Source organism: Streptomyces sp. NPDC001137, assembly GCF_040298885.1.
In the GTDB taxonomy this organism is placed as follows: Bacteria; Actinomycetota; Actinomycetes; order Streptomycetales; family Streptomycetaceae; genus Streptomyces.
Genome location: NZ_JBEPBA010000014.1, coordinates 131,293 through 148,391 on the forward strand (window position 1 = coordinate 131,293; position 17,099 = coordinate 148,391).

The window sequence follows — 17,099 nt, forward strand, 5'->3', positions numbered from 1 at the left end:
GGGAGCCCGAGATGAGCAGCGCCACCACTCAGACACCGGCACCGATACGCACGGCAGCGGACGCCTCCGAGGTGGAGCTGCTCATCGGCGGGATGACCTGCGCCTCCTGCGCGGCCCGCGTCGAGAAGAAGCTCAACCGCATGGACGGCGTCAGCGCCACGGTGAACTTCGCGACGGAGAAGGCGAAGGTCACCTACCCCGCGGGCATCCAGGTCGCCGATCTGATCGCCACCGTGGTGAAGACGGGATACACGGCCGAGCAGCCGCCCCCGCCGCAGCCGGAGCCCGCCGAAAAGGAGGCCGCCGAGGCCCCGGAACCGGCCTCCTACCGGCAGCGCTTCACCGTCTCCGCCCTGCTCGCGCTCCCCGTCGTCCTGCTGTCGATGATCCCGGCCCTGCAGTTCGACAACTGGCAGTGGCTGGCGCTCACGCTCGCCGCGCCCGTGGTCGTCTGGGGCGGACTGCCCTTCCACAGGGCGGCCTGGACGAACGCCCGGCACGGCGCGGCCACCATGGACACGCTGGTCTCGGTCGGCACCCTGGCCGCGTTCGGCTGGTCGCTGTGGGCGCTGTTCTTCGGCGACGCGGGCATGCCGGGCATGCACGACGAGTTCCGGTTCACCGTCTCGCGCATGGACGGGGCCTCCACGATCTACCTCGAGGTCGCCTCGGGCGTCGTCGCCTTCATCCTGCTCGGGCGCTATCTGGAGGCCCGCTCCAAGCGCCGCGCGGGCGCGGCGCTCAGGGCGCTGATGGAGCTGGGCGCCAAGGACGTGTCCGTCCTGCGGGACGGCCGTGAAATGCGCATTCCCGTGTCCCGGCTGGCGGTGGGGGATCGTTTCGTCGTACGGCCCGGGGAGAAGATCGCGACCGACGGCACCGTCGTCGAGGGCGCGTCCGCCGTGGACGCCTCGATGCTGACCGGTGAGTCGGTGCCGGTGGACGTGGCCGTGGGCGATGCCGTCACCGGGGCCACGGTCAACGCCGGCGGGCGGCTGGTCGTCGAAGCCACGCGGGTCGGCGCCGACACCCAGCTCGCGCGGATGGCGAAGCTGGTGGAGGACGCGCAGAACGGCAAGGCCGAGGTGCAGCGGCTCGCCGACCGGATCTCCGCGGTCTTCGTGCCGGTCGTGATGCTGATCGCCGTCGGCACCTTCGGGGTGTGGCTCGGCGTCACGGGCGACACCGTGGCCGCGTTCACCGCGGCCGTCGCGGTCCTGATCATCGCCTGCCCGTGCGCGCTGGGCCTGGCCACGCCGACCGCGCTGATGGTCGGCACGGGCCGTGGCGCCCAGCTCGGCATCCTCATCAAGGGCCCGGAGGTCCTGGAATCCACGCGCCGCGTCGACACCGTCGTACTCGACAAGACCGGAACGGTCACCACTGGCCGGATGACCCTGCGCGAGGTGTACGCCGTCGCCGGCACAGACGAGAAGGAGGTGCTGCGGCTCGCGGGCGCCGTCGAGCACGCCTCCGAGCATCCCGTCGCCCGGGCGATCGCCCTGGGCGCCGAGGAGCGGGTCGGGCGGCTCCCGGGGGTCGAGGAGTTCGAGAACGTGCCCGGGCGGGGCGTACGCGGCCGCGTGGAGGGCCGTGAGGTGGCCGTGGGGCGGCTCTTCGAAGGGCTCCCCGAGGAGCTGGTCCGCGCCAGGGCCGAGGCCGAGAGCGACGGACGTACCGCCGTCGTGGTCGGCTGGGACGGGGTGGCACGCGGTGTCGTCGCCGTCGCCGACGCGGTCAAGGAGACCAGCGCCCAGGCGGTGCGCGAACTGCGCACACTGGGGCTCACGCCCGTGCTGCTGACCGGGGACAACCGGACGGTCGCCCGGGCGGTGGCGCGCGAGGTCGGGATCGAGCAGGTGATCGCGGAGGTCATGCCCGAGGACAAGGTGGCGGCCGTACGGCGGCTCCAGGCCGAGGGGCGGACGGTCGCCATGGTCGGCGACGGGGTCAACGACGCGGCCGCACTGGCCACCGCCGATCTGGGTCTGGCGATGGGGACCGGGACGGACGCGGCGATCGAGGCGGGCGATCTGACACTGGTGCGCGGGGATCTGCGGGTGGCCGCGGACGCGATCCGGCTGTCCCGCAGGACACTGGCCACGATCAAGGGCAACCTGGTGTGGGCCTTCGGGTACAACGTGGCCGCGCTGCCGCTGGCCGCCGCCGGCCTGCTGAATCCGATGATCGCCGGGGCCGCGATGGCCTTCTCGTCGGTGTTCGTGGTGACGAACAGCCTCCGGCTGCGGACGTTCCGTTGAACCGCGCCGAGGTTACCGGCGGTTAGCCGAAGTCGAGGTGAGAGCACCTCTGGAGTCCGGGGCCAGCCTCACATAAGCTCTTCACAAGGCTCGCGCATCATCCTTACGCTTGGGCATCGATCGCCGCATCGGGGCTCTTGCGTATCTAACGGACAAATGCAAGAGACGCAGATCACAGTGATGTGAACGTAACCATCGAAGGGGTTCGAAGGTCTAAGTTGGCGATGTCAGGCAGCGTCTTGGGGGGCGTTTCCTGGCATCTGGGGATGTCTTGGGGGACTTCCTCAGAGGTGCGTTGCCGGGGCCACGTACACCGGGGTGCTTTGAGCGGCCCTCCCGAGCGTGCGTTGTCCCGGCAGACCGCACAACCATGAGTACGGCGAGTTTTGCTCATTCTGCTCAACGCTCGCCGCACTCGACAGCGATTCAGGCGCTGTCTTCACAGGCGCCCGGCCGGATCCCGTGGGGGGAATCCGCACCGGGACATGGGAAGGCGCCCTGGACGTCGGCCCGTGGGGGGACCGGCGCCAGGGCGCCTTTCGCTTCGCGGATTCAGCCGGGGGGACTGGGGTCCTCAGGTCGTCGTTCGGCTGAAGGCCGGTGGGGGCTTGTCGCGCCCACGCGGCGGAGCCGCAAATCGATGCGGCTCCGCGCCCCTTAAAAGCAGGTCGGGCCCCGTCACCGGCGGCGTATCAGCGCTCCTCGACCGGGACGAAGTCCCTTTCCACCACACCCGTGTAGATCTGGCGCGGGCGGCCGATGCGGGAGCCCGGCTCCTTGATCATCTCGTGCCACTGGGCGATCCAGCCCGGGAGGCGGCCGAGGGCGAACAGGACCGTGAACATCTCGGTCGGGAAGCCCATGGCGCGGTAGATCAGGCCGGTGTAGAAGTCCACGTTCGGGTAGAGGTTGCGCTGGACGAAGTAGTCGTCCGAGAGCGCGTGCTCCTCCAGCTTGAGCGCGATGTCCAGCAGCTCGTCGGACTTGCCGAGGGCCGAGAGGACGTCGTGCGCCGCCGCCTTGATGATCTTCGCGCGCGGGTCGAAGGACTTGTACACCCGGTGGCCGAAGCCCATCAGGCGGACGCCGTCCTCCTTGTTCTTCACCTTGCGGATGAAGGAGTCGACATCGCCGCCGTTGGCCTGGATGCCCTCGAGCATCTCCAGGACGGACTGGTTGGCGCCGCCGTGCAGCGGGCCCCACAGGGCGTTGATGCCGGCCGAGATCGACGCGAACATGTTCGCCTGCGAGGAGCCGACCAGGCGGACCGTGGACGTCGAACAGTTCTGCTCGTGGTCCGCGTGCAGGATCAGCAGCTTGTCCAGGGCGGCGACGACGACCGGGTCGAGGTCGTACTCCTGCGCCGGGACCGAGAAGGTCATGCGCAGGAAGTTCTCGACGTAGCCGAGGTCGTTGCGCGGGTAGACGAACGGGTGGCCGATCGACTTCTTGTACGCGTACGCCGCGATCGTCGGGAGCTTGGCGAGCAGGCGGATCGTCGAGAGGTTGCGCTGCTTCTCGTCGAACGGGTTGTGGCTGTCCTGGTAGAACGTGGACAGCGCCGAGACGACCGAGGACAGCATGGCCATCGGGTGGGCGTCGCGCGGGAAGCCCTTGTAGAAGTTCTTGACGTCCTCGTGCAGCAGGGTGTGCTGCGTGATGTCGTTCTTGAACACGGAGAGCTCGTCGACGGTCGGGAGCTCGCCGTTGATCAGCAGGTAGGCGACCTCCAGGAAGGTGGAGCGCTCCGCCAGCTGCTCGATCGGGTAGCCGCGGTACCGCAGGATGCCCGCCTCGCCGTCGAGGTAGGTGATCGCGGATTTATAGGCGGCGGTGTTCCCGTAACCGCTGTCCAGGGTCACCAGCCCGGTCTGGGCACGCAGCTTCCCGATGTCGAAGCCCTTGTCGCCGACGGTGCTGTCGATCACCGGGTAGGTGTACTCGCCGTCGCCGTACCGCAGTACTACAGAGTTGTCGCTCACGTCTTCCCTCACCGACGTAGTGCCTCATCTTCGAGGTTGCCCTGACTGTCTCTACCTTCCCCCAATTGGCTCAGGAGAGTGCACTCGGGGTCGACCATCGGGCCTATCGACGGCACTGAGTGCCGTCAACTTGCTCATCCTGCCCCCTTGATTCCCCATCCGGAAGTGCTATGTGACCTTCACGACTCATTTGATCGATCATTTTTCGTGATGCCTGTCTCAAACCCGGCCCGGCGGCCCGCACAAGGGTCGCGGGGGCTCTCACAGGGCTCTCGGGGAGAGCCGGAAGTCGAGTGCCGTGCAGCGTCTCCCGGCCGACACCGTGCGCACCGCCTGGCCGATCGCCTTGCGCGAACCGACCAGGACGACCAGCTTCTTGGCCCGGGTCACCGCGGTGTACAGCAGGTTCCGCTGCAGCATCATCCAGGCTCCGGTGGTGACGGGGATCACCACGGCGGGATATTCACTCCCCTGGGAGCGGTGAATGGTGACGGCGTACGCGTGGGCCAGCTCGTCCAGTTCGTCGAACTCGTACGCGACCTCCTCGTCCTCGTCCGTCAGCACCGTCAGGCGCTGGTCGACCGGGTCCAGCGAGGTGACCACGCCGACGGTGCCGTTGAAGACACCGTTCTTGCCCTTCTCGTAATTGTTGCGAATCTGGGTGACCTTGTCGCCGACCCGGAAGACCCGGCCGCCGAACCGCTTCTCCGGTACGTCGGGGCGGCCCGGGGTGATGGCCTGCTGGAGCAGGCCGTTGAGCGTGCCGGCGCCGGCGGGGCCGCGGTGCATGGGCGCGAGGACCTGCACGTCCCGGCGGGGGTCGAGCCCGAACTTGGCCGGAATCCGACGGGCCGCCACATCCACCGTGAGCCGCCCCGCCTCCTCCGTGTCGTCCTCGACGAAGAGGAAGAAGTCCTTCATGCCGTCGGTGACCGGGTGCTGCCCGGAGTTGATCCGGTGCGCGTTCGTCACCACCCCCGACTGCTGGGCCTGGCGGAACACGCGCGTCAGGCGCACGGCGGGGATCGGGCTGCCGTCGGCGAGCAGGTCGTGGAGCACCTCGCCGGCGCCCACGCTGGGCAGTTGGTCGACGTCCCCGACGAAGAGGAGGTGGGCGCCCGGCGGGACCGCCTTCACCAGCTTGTTGGCGAGCAGCAGGTCCAGCATGGAGGCCTCGTCGACGACCACCAGGTCCGCGTCGAGCGGGCGGTCCTTGTCGTACGCCGCGTCACCGCCGGGCTTCAGCTCCAGCAGGCGGTGGACCGTGGAGGCCTCGGCCCCGGTGAGCTCCGCCAGGCGTTTGGCGGCGCGGCCCGTGGGGGCGGCCAGGACCACCCTCGCCTTCTTGGCGCGGGCCAGCTCCACGATCGAGCGGACCGTGAAGGACTTGCCGCAGCCGGGGCCGCCGGTCAGCACGGCGACCTTCCGGGTCAGCGCCAGCTTGACGGCGGCCTCCTGCTCGGGCGCGAGCTCGGCGCCCGTACGGTCCTTCAGCCAGGCCAGCGCCTTGTCCCAGGCCACGTCGTGGAAGCCGGGCATCCGGTCCTCGTCGGTGCGCAGCAGGCGCAACAGCTGGGCGGAGAGGGAGAGTTCGGCGCGGTGGAAGGGGACGAGATACACGGCCGTCACCGGGTCCCCGCCGTCCGGGCCCGGCACCTTCTCCCGTACGACACCGGGGTCCTCGCCGTCCTCGGGCTGCTGGGCGAGTTCGGCGAGGCACTCGATGACCAGGCCGGTGTCGACCTGCAGCAGCTTCACGGCGTCGGCGATCAGCTGTTCCTCGGGGAGGTAGCAGTTGCCCTGGTCGGTGGCCTGCGACAGTGCGTACTGGAGGCCTGCCTTGACGCGCTCCGGGCTGTCGTGCGGGATGCCTACGGACTGGGCGATCTTGTCGGCGGTGAGGAAGCCGATGCCCCACACGTCGGCGGCGAGGCGGTACGGCTGGTTCTTGACGACGGAGATCGAGGCGTCGCCGTACTTCTTGTAGATGCGCACGGCGATCGAGGTGGACACCTCGACGGTCTGGAGGAAGAGCATGACCTCCTTGATCGCCTTCTGCTCCTCCCAGGCGTCGGCGATCTTCTTGGTGCGCTTGGGGCCGAGGCCGGGGACCTCGATGAGGCGCTTGGGCTCTTCCTCGATGATCTGCAGGGTGTCCAGGCCGAAGTGCTGGGTGATGCGGTCGGCGAAGACAGGGCCGATGCCCTTGACCAGCCCCGAGCCGAGATAGCGGCGGATGCCCTGGACGGTGGCCGGGAGCACCGTCGTGTAGTTCTCCACCGTGAACTGCTTTCCGTACTGCGGGTGGGAGCCCCAACGGCCTTCCATGCGCAGTGATTCGCCGACCTGGGCACCGAGCAGCGCGCCGACGACCGTGAGGAGGTCGCCGGCTCCTCTGCCGGTGTCGACCCGGGCGACCGTGTAGCCGTTCTCCTCGTTGGCGTATGTGATCCGCTCCAGGACGCCCTCGACCACGGCGAGCCGCCGCTCGCCCGGCTGTGCGGTACTCCCCGCCTGATTGGACATGATCCGACGCTACAGCGGGGGTCTGACATCACGATCCGGTTTCGGGAGGTGGTTGAGGGCTTGATCAATCGCCGTGTAATCGATTCCAATCCTCCGTGTAATCGATTCCACAAGGAGGTGGAGCGGCGATGGCGAGCATCAAGGACGTCGCTGCCGAGGCGGGCGTGTCCGTCGCCACGGTCTCGCGGGTCCTGAACGACCACCCGTCGGTCAGCGCGGACGCACGCACGCGCGTGCTGGCCGCCGTCGAAGCCCTGGGCTACCGCCCGAACGCCGTCGCCCGCTCCCTGCGCACGGACCAGACCCACACCCTCGGCCTGGTCATCAGCGACGTGATGAACCCCTACTTCACCGAACTGGCCCGCTCCGTCGAGGAGGAGGCCCGCGCGCTCGGCTACAGCGTCATCATCGGCAACGCCGACGAGCGGCCCGACCTTCAGGACCACCACGTCCGCAACCTGCTGGACCGCCGTATCGACGGGCTGCTGGTCTCCCCCACCGACGGCGGTTCGCCGCTCATGCTGGACGCCGCGCGCGCGGGGACGCCGATGGTGTTCGTGGACCGGTGGATCCCGGGCGTCGAGGTGCCGGTGGTGCGGTCGGACGGGCGGGGCGCCGTGCGGGACCTCGTGGCGCATCTGCACGGGCTGGGGCACCGCAGGCTCGCCATCATCGCGGGCCCCGCGGCGACCACCACCGGACGGGAGCGGGTGGAGGCCTTCCGGGAGGCGCTCGGCGCGTACGGCCTCGAACTCCCCGAGGCCTACATCGGGCAGGGCGACTTCCAGGCCGAGAGCGGGCGCCGGGTCACCGAGGGCTTCCTCGACCTGCCCGAGCCGCCCGAGGCCGTGTTCGCCGCCGACAACCTGATGGCGCTCGGCGCGCTGGACGCCGTACGCGCGCGTGGGCTGCACATTCCCGAGGACCTCGCGCTGGCCGCCTTCGACGACATCCCGTGGTTCGTGCACACCGATCCCCCGATCACCGCGGTCGCCCAGCCCACGGGCGAGCTGGGCCGGGCCGCCGTACGGGCCCTGGTCGACCGCATCGAGGGGCGGCCCGCGCGGTCCGTCACCCTCGCCGCCCGTCTCGTCGTACGCCGCTCGTGCGGCGAGCACCCCGCTGAGAACAGGAGCCACTTGTGAGCAACCCGGACGAGTTGCTGCGCATCGAGGGCATACGGAAGGCCTTCCCGGGCGTGGTCGCGCTGGACGGCGTCGACTTCGACCTGCGCCGGGGCGAGGTCCATGTGCTGCTCGGTGAGAACGGCGCGGGCAAGAGCACGCTGATCAAGATGCTCTCCGGTGCCCACACCCCCGACGCCGGGCGGATCCTCGTCGGCGGCGAGGAGGTGCGCATCCATGGTGCGCAGGACTCCGAGCGCCTCGGGATCGCCACCATCCACCAGGAGTTCAACCTCGTCCCCGACCTCACGGTCGCCGAGAACATCTTCCTGGGGCGGCAGCCGCGCCGCTTCGGGATGATCGACCGCAGGACGATGGAGGCGGACGCCGAAGTCCTCCTCGCGCGCGTGGGCGTGAACGTGCCGCCACGCGCGCGTGTACGCGAACTCGGCATCGCACGCCTTCAGATGGTCGAGATCGCGAAGGCGCTCAGTCTGGACGCACGGGTGCTGATCATGGACGAGCCGACCGCCGTGCTCACCTCCGAGGAGGTCGACAGGCTCTTCGCGATCGTGCGCAAGCTGCGCGAGGACGGCGTCGGGATCGTCTTCATCACGCATCACCTGGAGGAGATCGCCGCCCTGGGCGACCGCGTCACCGTGATCCGGGACGGGAGGAGCGTCGGGGAGGTCCCCGCCGGCACGCCCGAGGACGAGCTCGTACGCCTCATGGTGGGCCGCTCGATCGAGCAGCAGTACCCGCGTGAACGGGCCGGCGCGGGCGCCGCGTTGCTGACCGTCGAGGGACTCACCCGCGACGGTGTCTTCCACGACGTCAGCTTCCAGGTGCACGCCGGTGAGGTCGTCGGCATCGCGGGCCTGGTCGGGGCCGGTCGTACGGAGGTCGTGCGGGCCGTGTTCGGCGCCGATCCGTACGACGAGGGCGCCGTGAAGGTCGCCGGGGCCGAGGTGCGGCGGGGCGACGTGAACGCGGCCATGGCGGCCGGCATCGGGCTGATCCCCGAGGACCGCAAGGGCCAGGGCCTGGTCCTCGACGCGTCCGTCGAGGAGAACCTCGGCCTGGTGACGCTGCGGAAGACCACGCGCGCGGGGCTCGTCGATCTCAAGGGCCGGCGCGAGGCCGCCGCCCGCGTCGCGGGGCGGCTCGGCGTGCGGATGGCCGGACTCGGCCAGCCCGTACGGACCTTGTCCGGCGGCAACCAGCAGAAGGTCGTCATCGGCAAATGGCTCCTCGCCGACACCAGGGTGCTGATCCTCGACGAGCCGACGCGCGGCATCGACGTCGGCGCCAAGGTCGAGATCTACCGGCTGATCAATGAACTCACGGCCGCGGGCGCCGCCGTACTGATGATCTCCAGCGATCTCCCTGAGGTCCTCGGCATGAGTGACCGGGTGCTGGTGATGGCCCAGGGCCGGATCGCGGGCGAACTCGCCGCCGACGAGGCCACCCAGGACGCCGTGATGGCGCTCGCCGTAAGCAACCCCACGAACCAGAAGACCGAAACGGAGGCCTCCCGTGGCCACTGACACGCTCAAGAGAGCGACGGGCGCGAGTGGCGCGACGGGCGGCCTGCGCCGCCTCCTGCTCGACAACGGCGCGCTGACCGCGCTGATCGTCCTCGTCGTCGCGATGTCGGCGCTGTCCGGCGACTTCCTGACGGCGGACAACCTGCTGAACGTCGGCGTCCAGGCGGCCGTGACCGCCATCCTCGCCTTCGGCGTCACCTTCGTGATCGTCTCGGCGGGCATCGACCTGTCGGTCGGCTCGGTGGCCGCGCTCTCCGCCACCGTGCTTGCCTGGAGCGCCACTTCACAGGGCCTGCCGGTCGCCGTGGCCGTCCTGCTGGCGGTCGCGACGGGCATCGTCTGCGGACTGGTGAACGGCTTCCTGATCTCGTACGGCAAGCTGCCGCCGTTCATCGCGACGCTCGCCATGCTGTCGGTGGGCCGCGGTCTGTCCCTGGTGATCTCGCAGGGCTCCCCCATCGCCTTCCCCGGCTCGGTCTCGCACCTCGGCGACACGCTCGGCGGATGGCTGCCGGTGCCGGTCCTGATCATGGTCGTCATGGGCCTGATCACGGCGTTCGTGCTGGGCCGTACATACATCGGCCGCTCGATGTACGCGATCGGCGGCAACGAGGAGGCGGCGCGCCTGTCCGGCCTGCGGGTGAAGAGGCAGAAGCTGGCGATCTACGCCTTCTCCGGGCTATTCGCGGCGGCCGCGGGCATCGTGCTCGCCGCCCGGCTGTCCTCCGCGCAGCCGCAGGCAGCGCAGGGCTACGAGCTGGACGCGATCGCGGCGGTCGTCATCGGCGGCGCCTCGCTGGCCGGCGGCACCGGCAAGGCGTCCGGCACGCTGATCGGCGCGCTGATCCTGGCGGTGCTGCGCAACGGCCTCAACCTCCTGTCCGTGTCCGCCTTCTGGCAGCAGGTCGTCATCGGTGTCGTGATCGCGCTGGCGGTGCTGCTCGACACGGTGCGGCGCAAGGCCGGGGCGACGCCGGTGGCGGCCGGTACGGCGGGCGGCGGCAAGGGCAGGCAGGCCGTGACGTACGTGCTCGCGGCCGTGGTCGCGGCGGCCGTCGTCGGAGCCATGTCGTTCCTGCACAGCGGTACATCGGCGGCGAAGGACCAGAAGATCGGGCTGGCCCTGTCGACCCTCAACAACCCCTTCTTCGTGCAGATCCGCGCCGGAGCACAGCAGGAGGCGAGGAAACTGGGCGTCGAGCTGACCGTCACCGACGCGCAGAACGACGCCTCCCAGCAGGCCAACCAGCTGCAGAACTTCACCAGCGAGGGCCTCGGCACGATCATCGTCAACGCGGTGGACTCCGACGCCGTGACACCGGCGGCGAAGGCCGTGAACAAGTCGGGTATCCCGCTCGTCGCCGTAGACCGGGCCGTCAACAACGCGGACACCGCCGCGCTCGTCGCCTCCGACAACGTCACCGGTGGCAGGCTCGCCGCCAAGTCCCTCGCGGACCGGCTCGGCGGCAAGGGCACCATCGTGGTGCTGCAGGGCCAGGCGGGCACTTCCGCCAGCCGCGAGCGCGGCGCGGGCTTCACCGCGGGCCTCAAGGCCTACCCGGGCATCAAGGTCGTCGCCGAGCAGCCCGCCGACTGGGACCGCACCAAGGGCCTCGACGTGATGACGAACCTCCTGCAGGCTCACCCCGACATCGACGGCGTCTTCGCGGAGAACGACGAGATGGCCCTCGGTGCGATCAAGGCCCTGGGGAGCAAGGCCGGCAAGTCGGTCGCCGTCATCGGCTTCGACGGCACCCCCGACGGCCTCGGCGCCGTCAAGGCGGGCACGCTTTACGCGTCGGTGGCCCAGCAGCCGACGGAACTCGGCAGAATCGCGGTACAGAACGCAGTGCGGGTCGCCGAGGGCAAGAAGGTCACGAAATCGGTGATGGTGCCGGTGAAGGTGGTCACGAAGGAGAACGTGGCCGGCTTCAGCGGCTGACGACGCGACCAGTACAGGGGAACGGGCGGGCGGTCGTTGCCGCCGAGCAGCCGGGGGGTTGTTCGGGCGGCTGTCCGGTGGCGACGACGGCCCGCCCCACGTCATCTCTCGTCATCTCTCAGGGGAGTCATTTGATGTACGACTACGACCTGCTGGTCGTGGGGTCCGCCAACGCCGACCTGGTGATCGGCGTCGAGCGGCGGCCGGGCGCCGGCGAGACGGTGCTCGGCTCCGACCTGGCCGTCCACCCGGGCGGCAAGGGCGCGAACCAGGCCGTGGCCGCCGCCCGTCTCGGGGCCCGTACGGTCCTGCTGGCCCGGGTCGGCGACGACGCGTACGGCAGGCTGCTCCTCGACTCGCAGCGGGCGGCCGGCGTCGACACGGTGGGGGTGCTGGTGGGCGGGGCGCCGACGGGGGTCGCGCTCATCACCGTCGACCCCTCCGGGGACAACAGCATCGTGGTGTCGCCGGGCGCGAACGGACGGCTGACCCCGCAGGACGTCCGGACCGCCGCGAGCCTGTTCCTGGCCTCGCGGGTGGTCTCGACCCAGCTGGAGATCCCGCTGGAGTCCGTCGTGGAGGTGGTACGGAATCTGGCGCCGGACAACCGCTTCGTACTGAACCCGTCCCCGCCGCGGCCGCTGCCGCCCGAGGTACTGGCGGCCTGCGACCCGCTGATCGTCAACGAGCACGAGGCGAAGGTGGTCCTCGGCGACGCATATGTCTCGGACCGCCCGGAGGACTGGGCGCGCCTGCTGCTCGCCAAGGGCCCGCGCTCGGTCGTGGTCACCCTGGGCGCGGAGGGCGCGCTGGTGGCCTCGTCGGCCGGGGTGACACGGGTGCCTTCGGTGAAGGTGGACGCGGTGGACACGACGGGTGCGGGCGACGCGTTCACGGCGGCGCTGGCGTATCGGCTGGGGTCGGGGGCGTCCCTCGCGGAGGCCGCGGCGTACGCGGCCCGGGTGGGCGCGGCCGCCGTCACCAAGGAGGGCGCTCAGGTGTCCTTCCCGACGGCCGAGGAGGTCGACGCCCTGTGAAGAAGGCGGGAATCCTGAACCGTCATCTCTCCGGCGCGCTGGCGGAGCTGGGCCACGGGGACGGGGTGCTCGTGTGCGATGCGGGCATGCCGATACCGGACGGGCCGAGGGTGGTCGACCTCGCCTTCCGGGCCGGGGTACCGTCCTTCGCCGTGGTGCTGGACGGCCTGCTGGCCGAGCTGGTGGTGGAGGGGGCCACGGCGGCGAAGGAGATGCGGGAGGCGAACCCGGCGGTCGCCGGCCTGCTGGAGAGCGAGTTCCCCGAGCTGGAACTGGTCCCGCACGAGCACCTCAAGGAGCTGTCGGCCCACGCACGGCTGATCGTGCGCACCGGCGAGGCGCGGCCGTATGCGAATGTGCTGCTGCGCTGCGGGGTCTTCTTCTAGAAGATTCGAGGGGGCCCGGTCCGTCGACCGGGCCCCCTCGGCTTTTCCCCTCCAACATCAGAACCCCCGCGATCCCCCCAGATCCCCCTCCGAGAAGTCCTGATGCCAAGTACGACCCGCGGGGTGGGGAAAGGGTTGCACGGCGTCTTCAGAATTTTTTTCGCCGCGCGTATGGGCGCTCCGTGCAGCGGTCGTAGGGAGGTTCCGTGCAGTGTTCGGGCGGGGGTCGGTACGTCCGCCGGCTCGGTATCCGCCCGGTGATAGGTTCGAATGCGTGATGTCTGCGGGGGCCTTGAGTCGTGCGGCGGCCGATGGGTCCGCAGTCGTTCTGAGTCGCGTCACGCTGGTCGGGGAGCGGCGTCGGGTCGAACTCGTGTTGCCGGCCCGTGAGCCGGTCGGGGCCTTGTTGCCCGAGATTCTGCGAGTGCTGGACGACCGGGCCAGTGAGCGGCCCGGGTTGCGGCATCTCGTGACCGCGGACGGGTCCGTGCTCGGTGATGACAACAGCCTTGAGTCCGCCGGGGTCCGCGACGGTGCCGTGCTGCTTCCGCTGCTCATCGGTGTCTTCGGCGTGTACGGGCGGCTGCTCGGCACCCTCGCTTAGGGGACGGTACGGCATGGTTCACGGGGAGCAGGAGTCGCAGGACGACCGCGACGACTGGCGGCGCGATGCGCTGTTCCAGCTCGAGCCGGCGGAGCAGCCGCGGGCTTCGGCGCCCTCGGGCGAAACCGTCGTGGCAGCGGACCCGGCTCTTCCCGCACCCGGCGGCGAGCCCACCCTGCGTCTTGTGCACTCGGTACGGGACGAGTACCCGTCCCCTGGCGGGGCACAGGCCGGCCCGTCGGCCGATCCGCTACCTGCGGCCACCGCGCCCGCCCCACCCGCACACCCCACGGTCGGCCCCACCCCGCCCCCTGCTCCACCCACCATCACCGTCCCCGCACACCCCGCCCCACCGGAGCCCGGGACACCCGCCCCCGCCCCGCAACGCATGGAGCAGGCCAGCGCCCCCACGCGGGCCACGGACGCCCCGGCCCAGACCCAACACCCCGCCCCCGCCACGTCCCGCACGGCCACAACCCGGCCCCGATCCCACGTCCCCGCCCCCGCTCCCCCTTCGGCCCCCGTCTCCACCCCCGAAAGCCTCCCCACCCTCGACCCCCGGCTGGCCCTCGCTCTCGGCCGCCCCCAGCATGGGGATTCGCTCGCCCACCGGACCGGGCGGACCCTGCGTCGGCTGGCCACCTCCGTCTCGCAGGACGTGGGCGAACAGACGCGGATCGCGCGGGAGTTGCAGCAGCCGGTGGGTACCGGACGGGTCATCGCCGTGACCTCGATCCGCGGGGGCGTCGGCAAGTCGACCGTTGCCGCGCTGCTCGGCCGTACCTTCAACCACTACCGGCACGACCCGGTGCTCACGCTGGAGGCGGACGCCGCGCTGGGCACGCTGCCGGTGCGGATGGGTGCGGAGTCGGTGCGGTGGTCGTGCGGCGACCTCGCCCGGATCCTGACGCCCGCCATGCAACTCACCCATGTCACCGGGTACTTGGTGCCCGTGGCCGACGGCGGCTGGCTGCTGCCCGGGAGCCAGGGCAAGGTCGGCGCCCCCTTGGACGTACGGACGTACCGCACCGTGACGCTCGCCCTGCGGCGCTACTTCTCCGTGACGGTGGTCGACTGCGAGACGCTGCCCGGCGACGTCGCCCGGACGGCGATGGACACCGCCCACGCCCGGGTGGTCGTCGCGCCCATGACCGCGGAGGGTGTCGGCGGGACCCGCCAAGTCCTCGACTGGCTCGGGCAGTTGCCGCACTCCGCGCTCTCGACGACCGTGGTGGCGCTCACCGCGGGTTCCCCCGACATGATCCTCGACGTGAAGGCCGCCACCGCTCACCTGAAGGAGACGGGCGTTCCCGTCGTCGTCCTGCCCTACGACCGGCATCTGGCCGGCGGCGGCCCCATCCGCACGGATCTGCTCGGCCGGGCCGCCCAGGACTCGGCCATGCGGCTGGCGGCCGAGGCGCTGCACCGTGCGGTGCGCGCGCAATGACCGCCGGCGGCTTCAGAACCGTATGACATCCCCTTCCCGCACCCACCCGTCCCGCACCACCTGCGCATACACCCCGGCACACGGCTCGGGCGGCCGGCCGGGCAGGGCGGGTACGCGGTTGTGGTGGGCGAGGACGCGCAGGGCGTCCGGGTCGCGGGGGAGGTCACCGTGGGCGAGAGTCGGGATCGCGCAGCGGGGTGTCGAGGCGATGACGCGGAGGATCGGGCCGTCGGCGATGTGCAGTTGCCGGCCGGCCCAGGTGTGTTCCGCGAAGGCTTCGGCCTCGTCCGTGTCGATGACCACATTGGGGCGGTAGCGCTGGGCCTGCGCCGTGCCCCGGGGGCTCAGTTCCGCGATCCTCCTCAGTGTTGACGTCGTGATGACGTGCACCGGCGCGAAGTCGAAGAAGGTGCCCGGTGGGGCGGCCGAGCCGAACTGGACGGTGTCCGCTTCCACTTCGGCCTCCTGCCCGGCCGCCAGGACCTGCTCGGGACGGGAGCGGTCCAGGGTGCCGGCGGGCGGGGGTACGTCGGTCAGCCTGACCTTGCGGCCGACGAGGGCCGAGAGGGCGGCGTCCGTGGGCATCTCGGTGCCGTCCGGTCCGGTGACGCGCGGCCCGGCCTCGGTGAGGGTCGCGGCGCACCTGAGCAACTCGCGCCACAGACGCGGGGCCTTCGCGCTGGCGACCTTGCCCGTCTCCTCGTCCAGCAGCGCGAACCGGCGGTCGCCGCTCAGCCCGCGCTCGGTGATCTCGACGGCTTCGAGCGGCTCGCCGAGCATCGACTTCACCGGGTAGCGGTACAGCGCGACGACCGTGGCCCGCCTCACGCCGATCCCGCCCCGGCACTCGACGGCCCCGCCGCCTCCACCGCCTGCGCCGCCGCCCGGCGCAGTGCCCCGCTCGTCGCCCAGCCGTCGAACGTCGACAGGCGCTCGACCACACGGGCCGTCCAGTCGGCGTCGCCGAGCCGGTGCAGCTCGCCGTCCTCGACCAGTCGTGTCATCACGGACTGCAGGATCAGGGTGTCCTTCGTCCGGTACCAGCGGGGATGGCGGTCGAAGAACAGCTGCCGGTCCTCGTACGGGTGGCGCACCGTCATGTGCAGATAGCCGCCGCCGCGTCCCTTGAAGGGGCCGGGCAGGCCGCCCAGGACACCCATCTGGGTGTAGACGTCGCGGTTCGGGTAGCGGCCGCCCAGGGTGATGCGAAAGCCCAGCATGATCCTGGCCCAGGGAACCACCTCCGCCCCGGAATCCCGCGCGATGGCGTGCAGGCCGTCCGGGCGGAACTCCACCCGTGCACGGCCCGGCCGCCGGGCGTCCCCCAACGCCCAGCGGCCGTCGACCTGTTCCAGTGGTCCGAGGCTCTCGCTCACGAGATCACATTTACACGAACCTCTGTGCGGTTCCAGCGAGTTGTTCCCGTGCGGTCAGGCGGCGTGCTCCACGAACCGTGCGGCCGTCTCCGCCAGCACCTCCCGGCCGTCCCGTGCCCACAACGCGTCGTTGAAGAGTTCGACCTCGATGGGCCCGGTGTATCCGGCCGCCTCCACGTACCCCTTCCACTCCCGCATGTCGATCGAGCCGTCCCCGATCTGCCCGCGGCCGTTGAGCACGCCCTCCGGCAACGGCGTGGTCCAGTCGGCGAGCTGGAAGGTGTGGATACGGCCGCCCGCACCCGCGCGGGCGATCTGCGCGGGCGCGTTGTCGTCCCACCAGATGTGGTACGTGTCGACGGTGACGCCGACCTGGTGGGCAGGGAAGCGTTCCGCGAGGTCGAGCGCCTGGGTGAGCGTCGAGACCACACAGCGGTCGGCGGCGTACATCGGGTGCAGCGGCTCGATCGCCAGCCGTACGCCGTGCCGCTCCGCGTAGGGGCCCAGTTCGCCGAGCGCGTCCGCGATGCGCTCCCGGGCGCCGTGCAGGTCCTTGGAACCCGCCGGGAGGCCGCCGGAGACCAGCACCAGCGTGTCCGTTCCCAGGGTGGCCGCCTCGTCGATCGCGCGCCGGTTGTCCTCGAGGGCGGCCGCGCGCTCGGCCGGGTCGATCGCCGTGAAGAAGCCGCCGCGGCAGAGGGTGGTGACGGTCAGACCCGCGTCGCGGATCAGCTTCGCCGTCGCCTCCACACCGTGGGACTGGACCGGTTCGCGCCACAGGCCCACACCCGGCACGCCCAGCTCCAGGCAGGCGTCGACCAGTTCGGGCATCGACAGCTGCTTCACCGTCATCTGGTTGATGGAGAA

12 protein-coding genes and 1 pseudogene are annotated in these 17,099 nt (G+C 70.8%); 8 read left to right on the forward strand and 5 right to left on the reverse strand.

The window, feature by feature from the left end:
* Positions 1-11 precede the first annotated feature (11 nt).
* The gene (locus ABT254_RS26795; RefSeq protein ID WP_351475004.1) at positions 12-2,261 is read left to right on the forward strand and encodes a heavy metal translocating P-type ATPase; all 2,250 of its coding nucleotides are present in this window, start codon (positions 12-14) and stop codon (positions 2,259-2,261) included.
* A gap of 692 nt (positions 2,262-2,953) precedes the next feature.
* On the opposite strand, the gene ABT254_RS26800 is transcribed toward ABT254_RS26795, so the two are convergent.
* The gene (locus ABT254_RS26800; RefSeq protein WP_030934849.1) at positions 2,954-4,243 is read right to left on the reverse strand and encodes a citrate synthase; all 1,290 of its coding nucleotides are present in this window, start codon (positions 4,241-4,243) and stop codon (positions 2,954-2,956) included.
* A gap of 261 nt (positions 4,244-4,504) precedes the next feature.
* The gene (gene recD2, locus ABT254_RS26805; protein ID WP_351475007.1) at positions 4,505-6,769 is read right to left on the reverse strand and encodes an SF1B family DNA helicase RecD2; all 2,265 of its coding nucleotides are present in this window, start codon (positions 6,767-6,769) and stop codon (positions 4,505-4,507) included.
* Positions 6,770-6,897: 128 nt separating this feature from the next.
* On the opposite strand from recD2, the gene ABT254_RS26810 reads away from it, so the two are divergent.
* The 7 genes and pseudogenes from ABT254_RS26810 (at position 6,898) to ABT254_RS26840 (ending at position 14,856) form a co-directional block, all read left to right on the forward strand.
* A complete protein-coding gene (locus ABT254_RS26810) occupies positions 6,898-7,914 on the forward strand; it encodes a LacI family DNA-binding transcriptional regulator (protein ID WP_351475010.1) in 1,017 nt (338 codons plus the stop codon).
* On the forward strand, positions 7,911-9,440 hold the full coding sequence (locus ABT254_RS26815) for a sugar ABC transporter ATP-binding protein (RefSeq protein ID WP_351475013.1): 1,530 nt from the start codon (positions 7,911-7,913) through the stop codon (positions 9,438-9,440). The genes ABT254_RS26810 and ABT254_RS26815 overlap by 4 nt, the downstream gene beginning before the upstream one ends.
* Positions 9,430-11,382 carry an ABC transporter permease/substrate-binding protein gene (locus ABT254_RS26820; RefSeq protein ID WP_351475016.1) on the forward strand — a complete coding sequence of 651 codons (1,953 nt, stop codon included), beginning with the start codon at positions 9,430-9,432 and terminating at the stop codon, positions 11,380-11,382. Before ABT254_RS26815 ends, ABT254_RS26820 begins: the two co-directional genes overlap by 11 nt.
* 134 nt (positions 11,383-11,516) lie before the next feature.
* Positions 11,517-12,419, forward strand: a complete 903-nt coding sequence (locus tag ABT254_RS26825; protein WP_351475019.1) for a ribokinase — start codon at positions 11,517-11,519, stop codon at positions 12,417-12,419.
* Positions 12,416-12,805: a D-ribose pyranase gene (rbsD, locus tag ABT254_RS26830; protein WP_351475022.1), complete on the forward strand. Its 390-nt coding sequence runs from the start codon at positions 12,416-12,418 to the stop codon at positions 12,803-12,805. Before ABT254_RS26825 ends, rbsD begins: the two co-directional genes overlap by 4 nt.
* Before the next feature lie 277 nt (positions 12,806-13,082).
* Positions 13,083-13,349 (forward strand): annotated as a pseudogene (locus ABT254_RS26835) (EsaB/YukD family protein); the annotation flags it as partial.
* Positions 13,350-13,422: 73 nt separating this feature from the next.
* Complete coding sequence (locus ABT254_RS26840) at positions 13,423-14,856, forward strand: hypothetical protein (RefSeq protein WP_351475025.1); 1,434 nt, start codon at positions 13,423-13,425, stop codon at positions 14,854-14,856.
* A gap of 12 nt (positions 14,857-14,868) precedes the next feature.
* Here ABT254_RS26840 and ABT254_RS26845 read toward each other — a convergent pair whose 3' ends face one another.
* From ABT254_RS26845 to ABT254_RS26855, 3 genes are read right to left on the reverse strand one after another with little or no spacing between them, the layout of a single operon-like run.
* Positions 14,869-15,684 (reverse strand): MOSC domain-containing protein, encoded by an 816-nt coding sequence (locus tag ABT254_RS26845; protein WP_351475028.1) that lies wholly within the window; start codon positions 15,682-15,684, stop codon positions 14,869-14,871.
* Positions 15,681-16,232, reverse strand: a complete 552-nt coding sequence (locus ABT254_RS26850; protein ID WP_351475031.1) for a hypothetical protein — start codon at positions 16,230-16,232, stop codon at positions 15,681-15,683. The genes ABT254_RS26845 and ABT254_RS26850 overlap by 4 nt, the downstream gene beginning before the upstream one ends.
* A gap of 54 nt (positions 16,233-16,286) precedes the next feature.
* On the reverse strand, positions 16,287-17,084 hold the full coding sequence (locus tag ABT254_RS26855; RefSeq protein WP_351475256.1) for a sugar phosphate isomerase/epimerase family protein: 798 nt from the start codon (positions 17,082-17,084) through the stop codon (positions 16,287-16,289).
* Between the last annotated feature and the right edge of the window lie 15 nt (positions 17,085-17,099).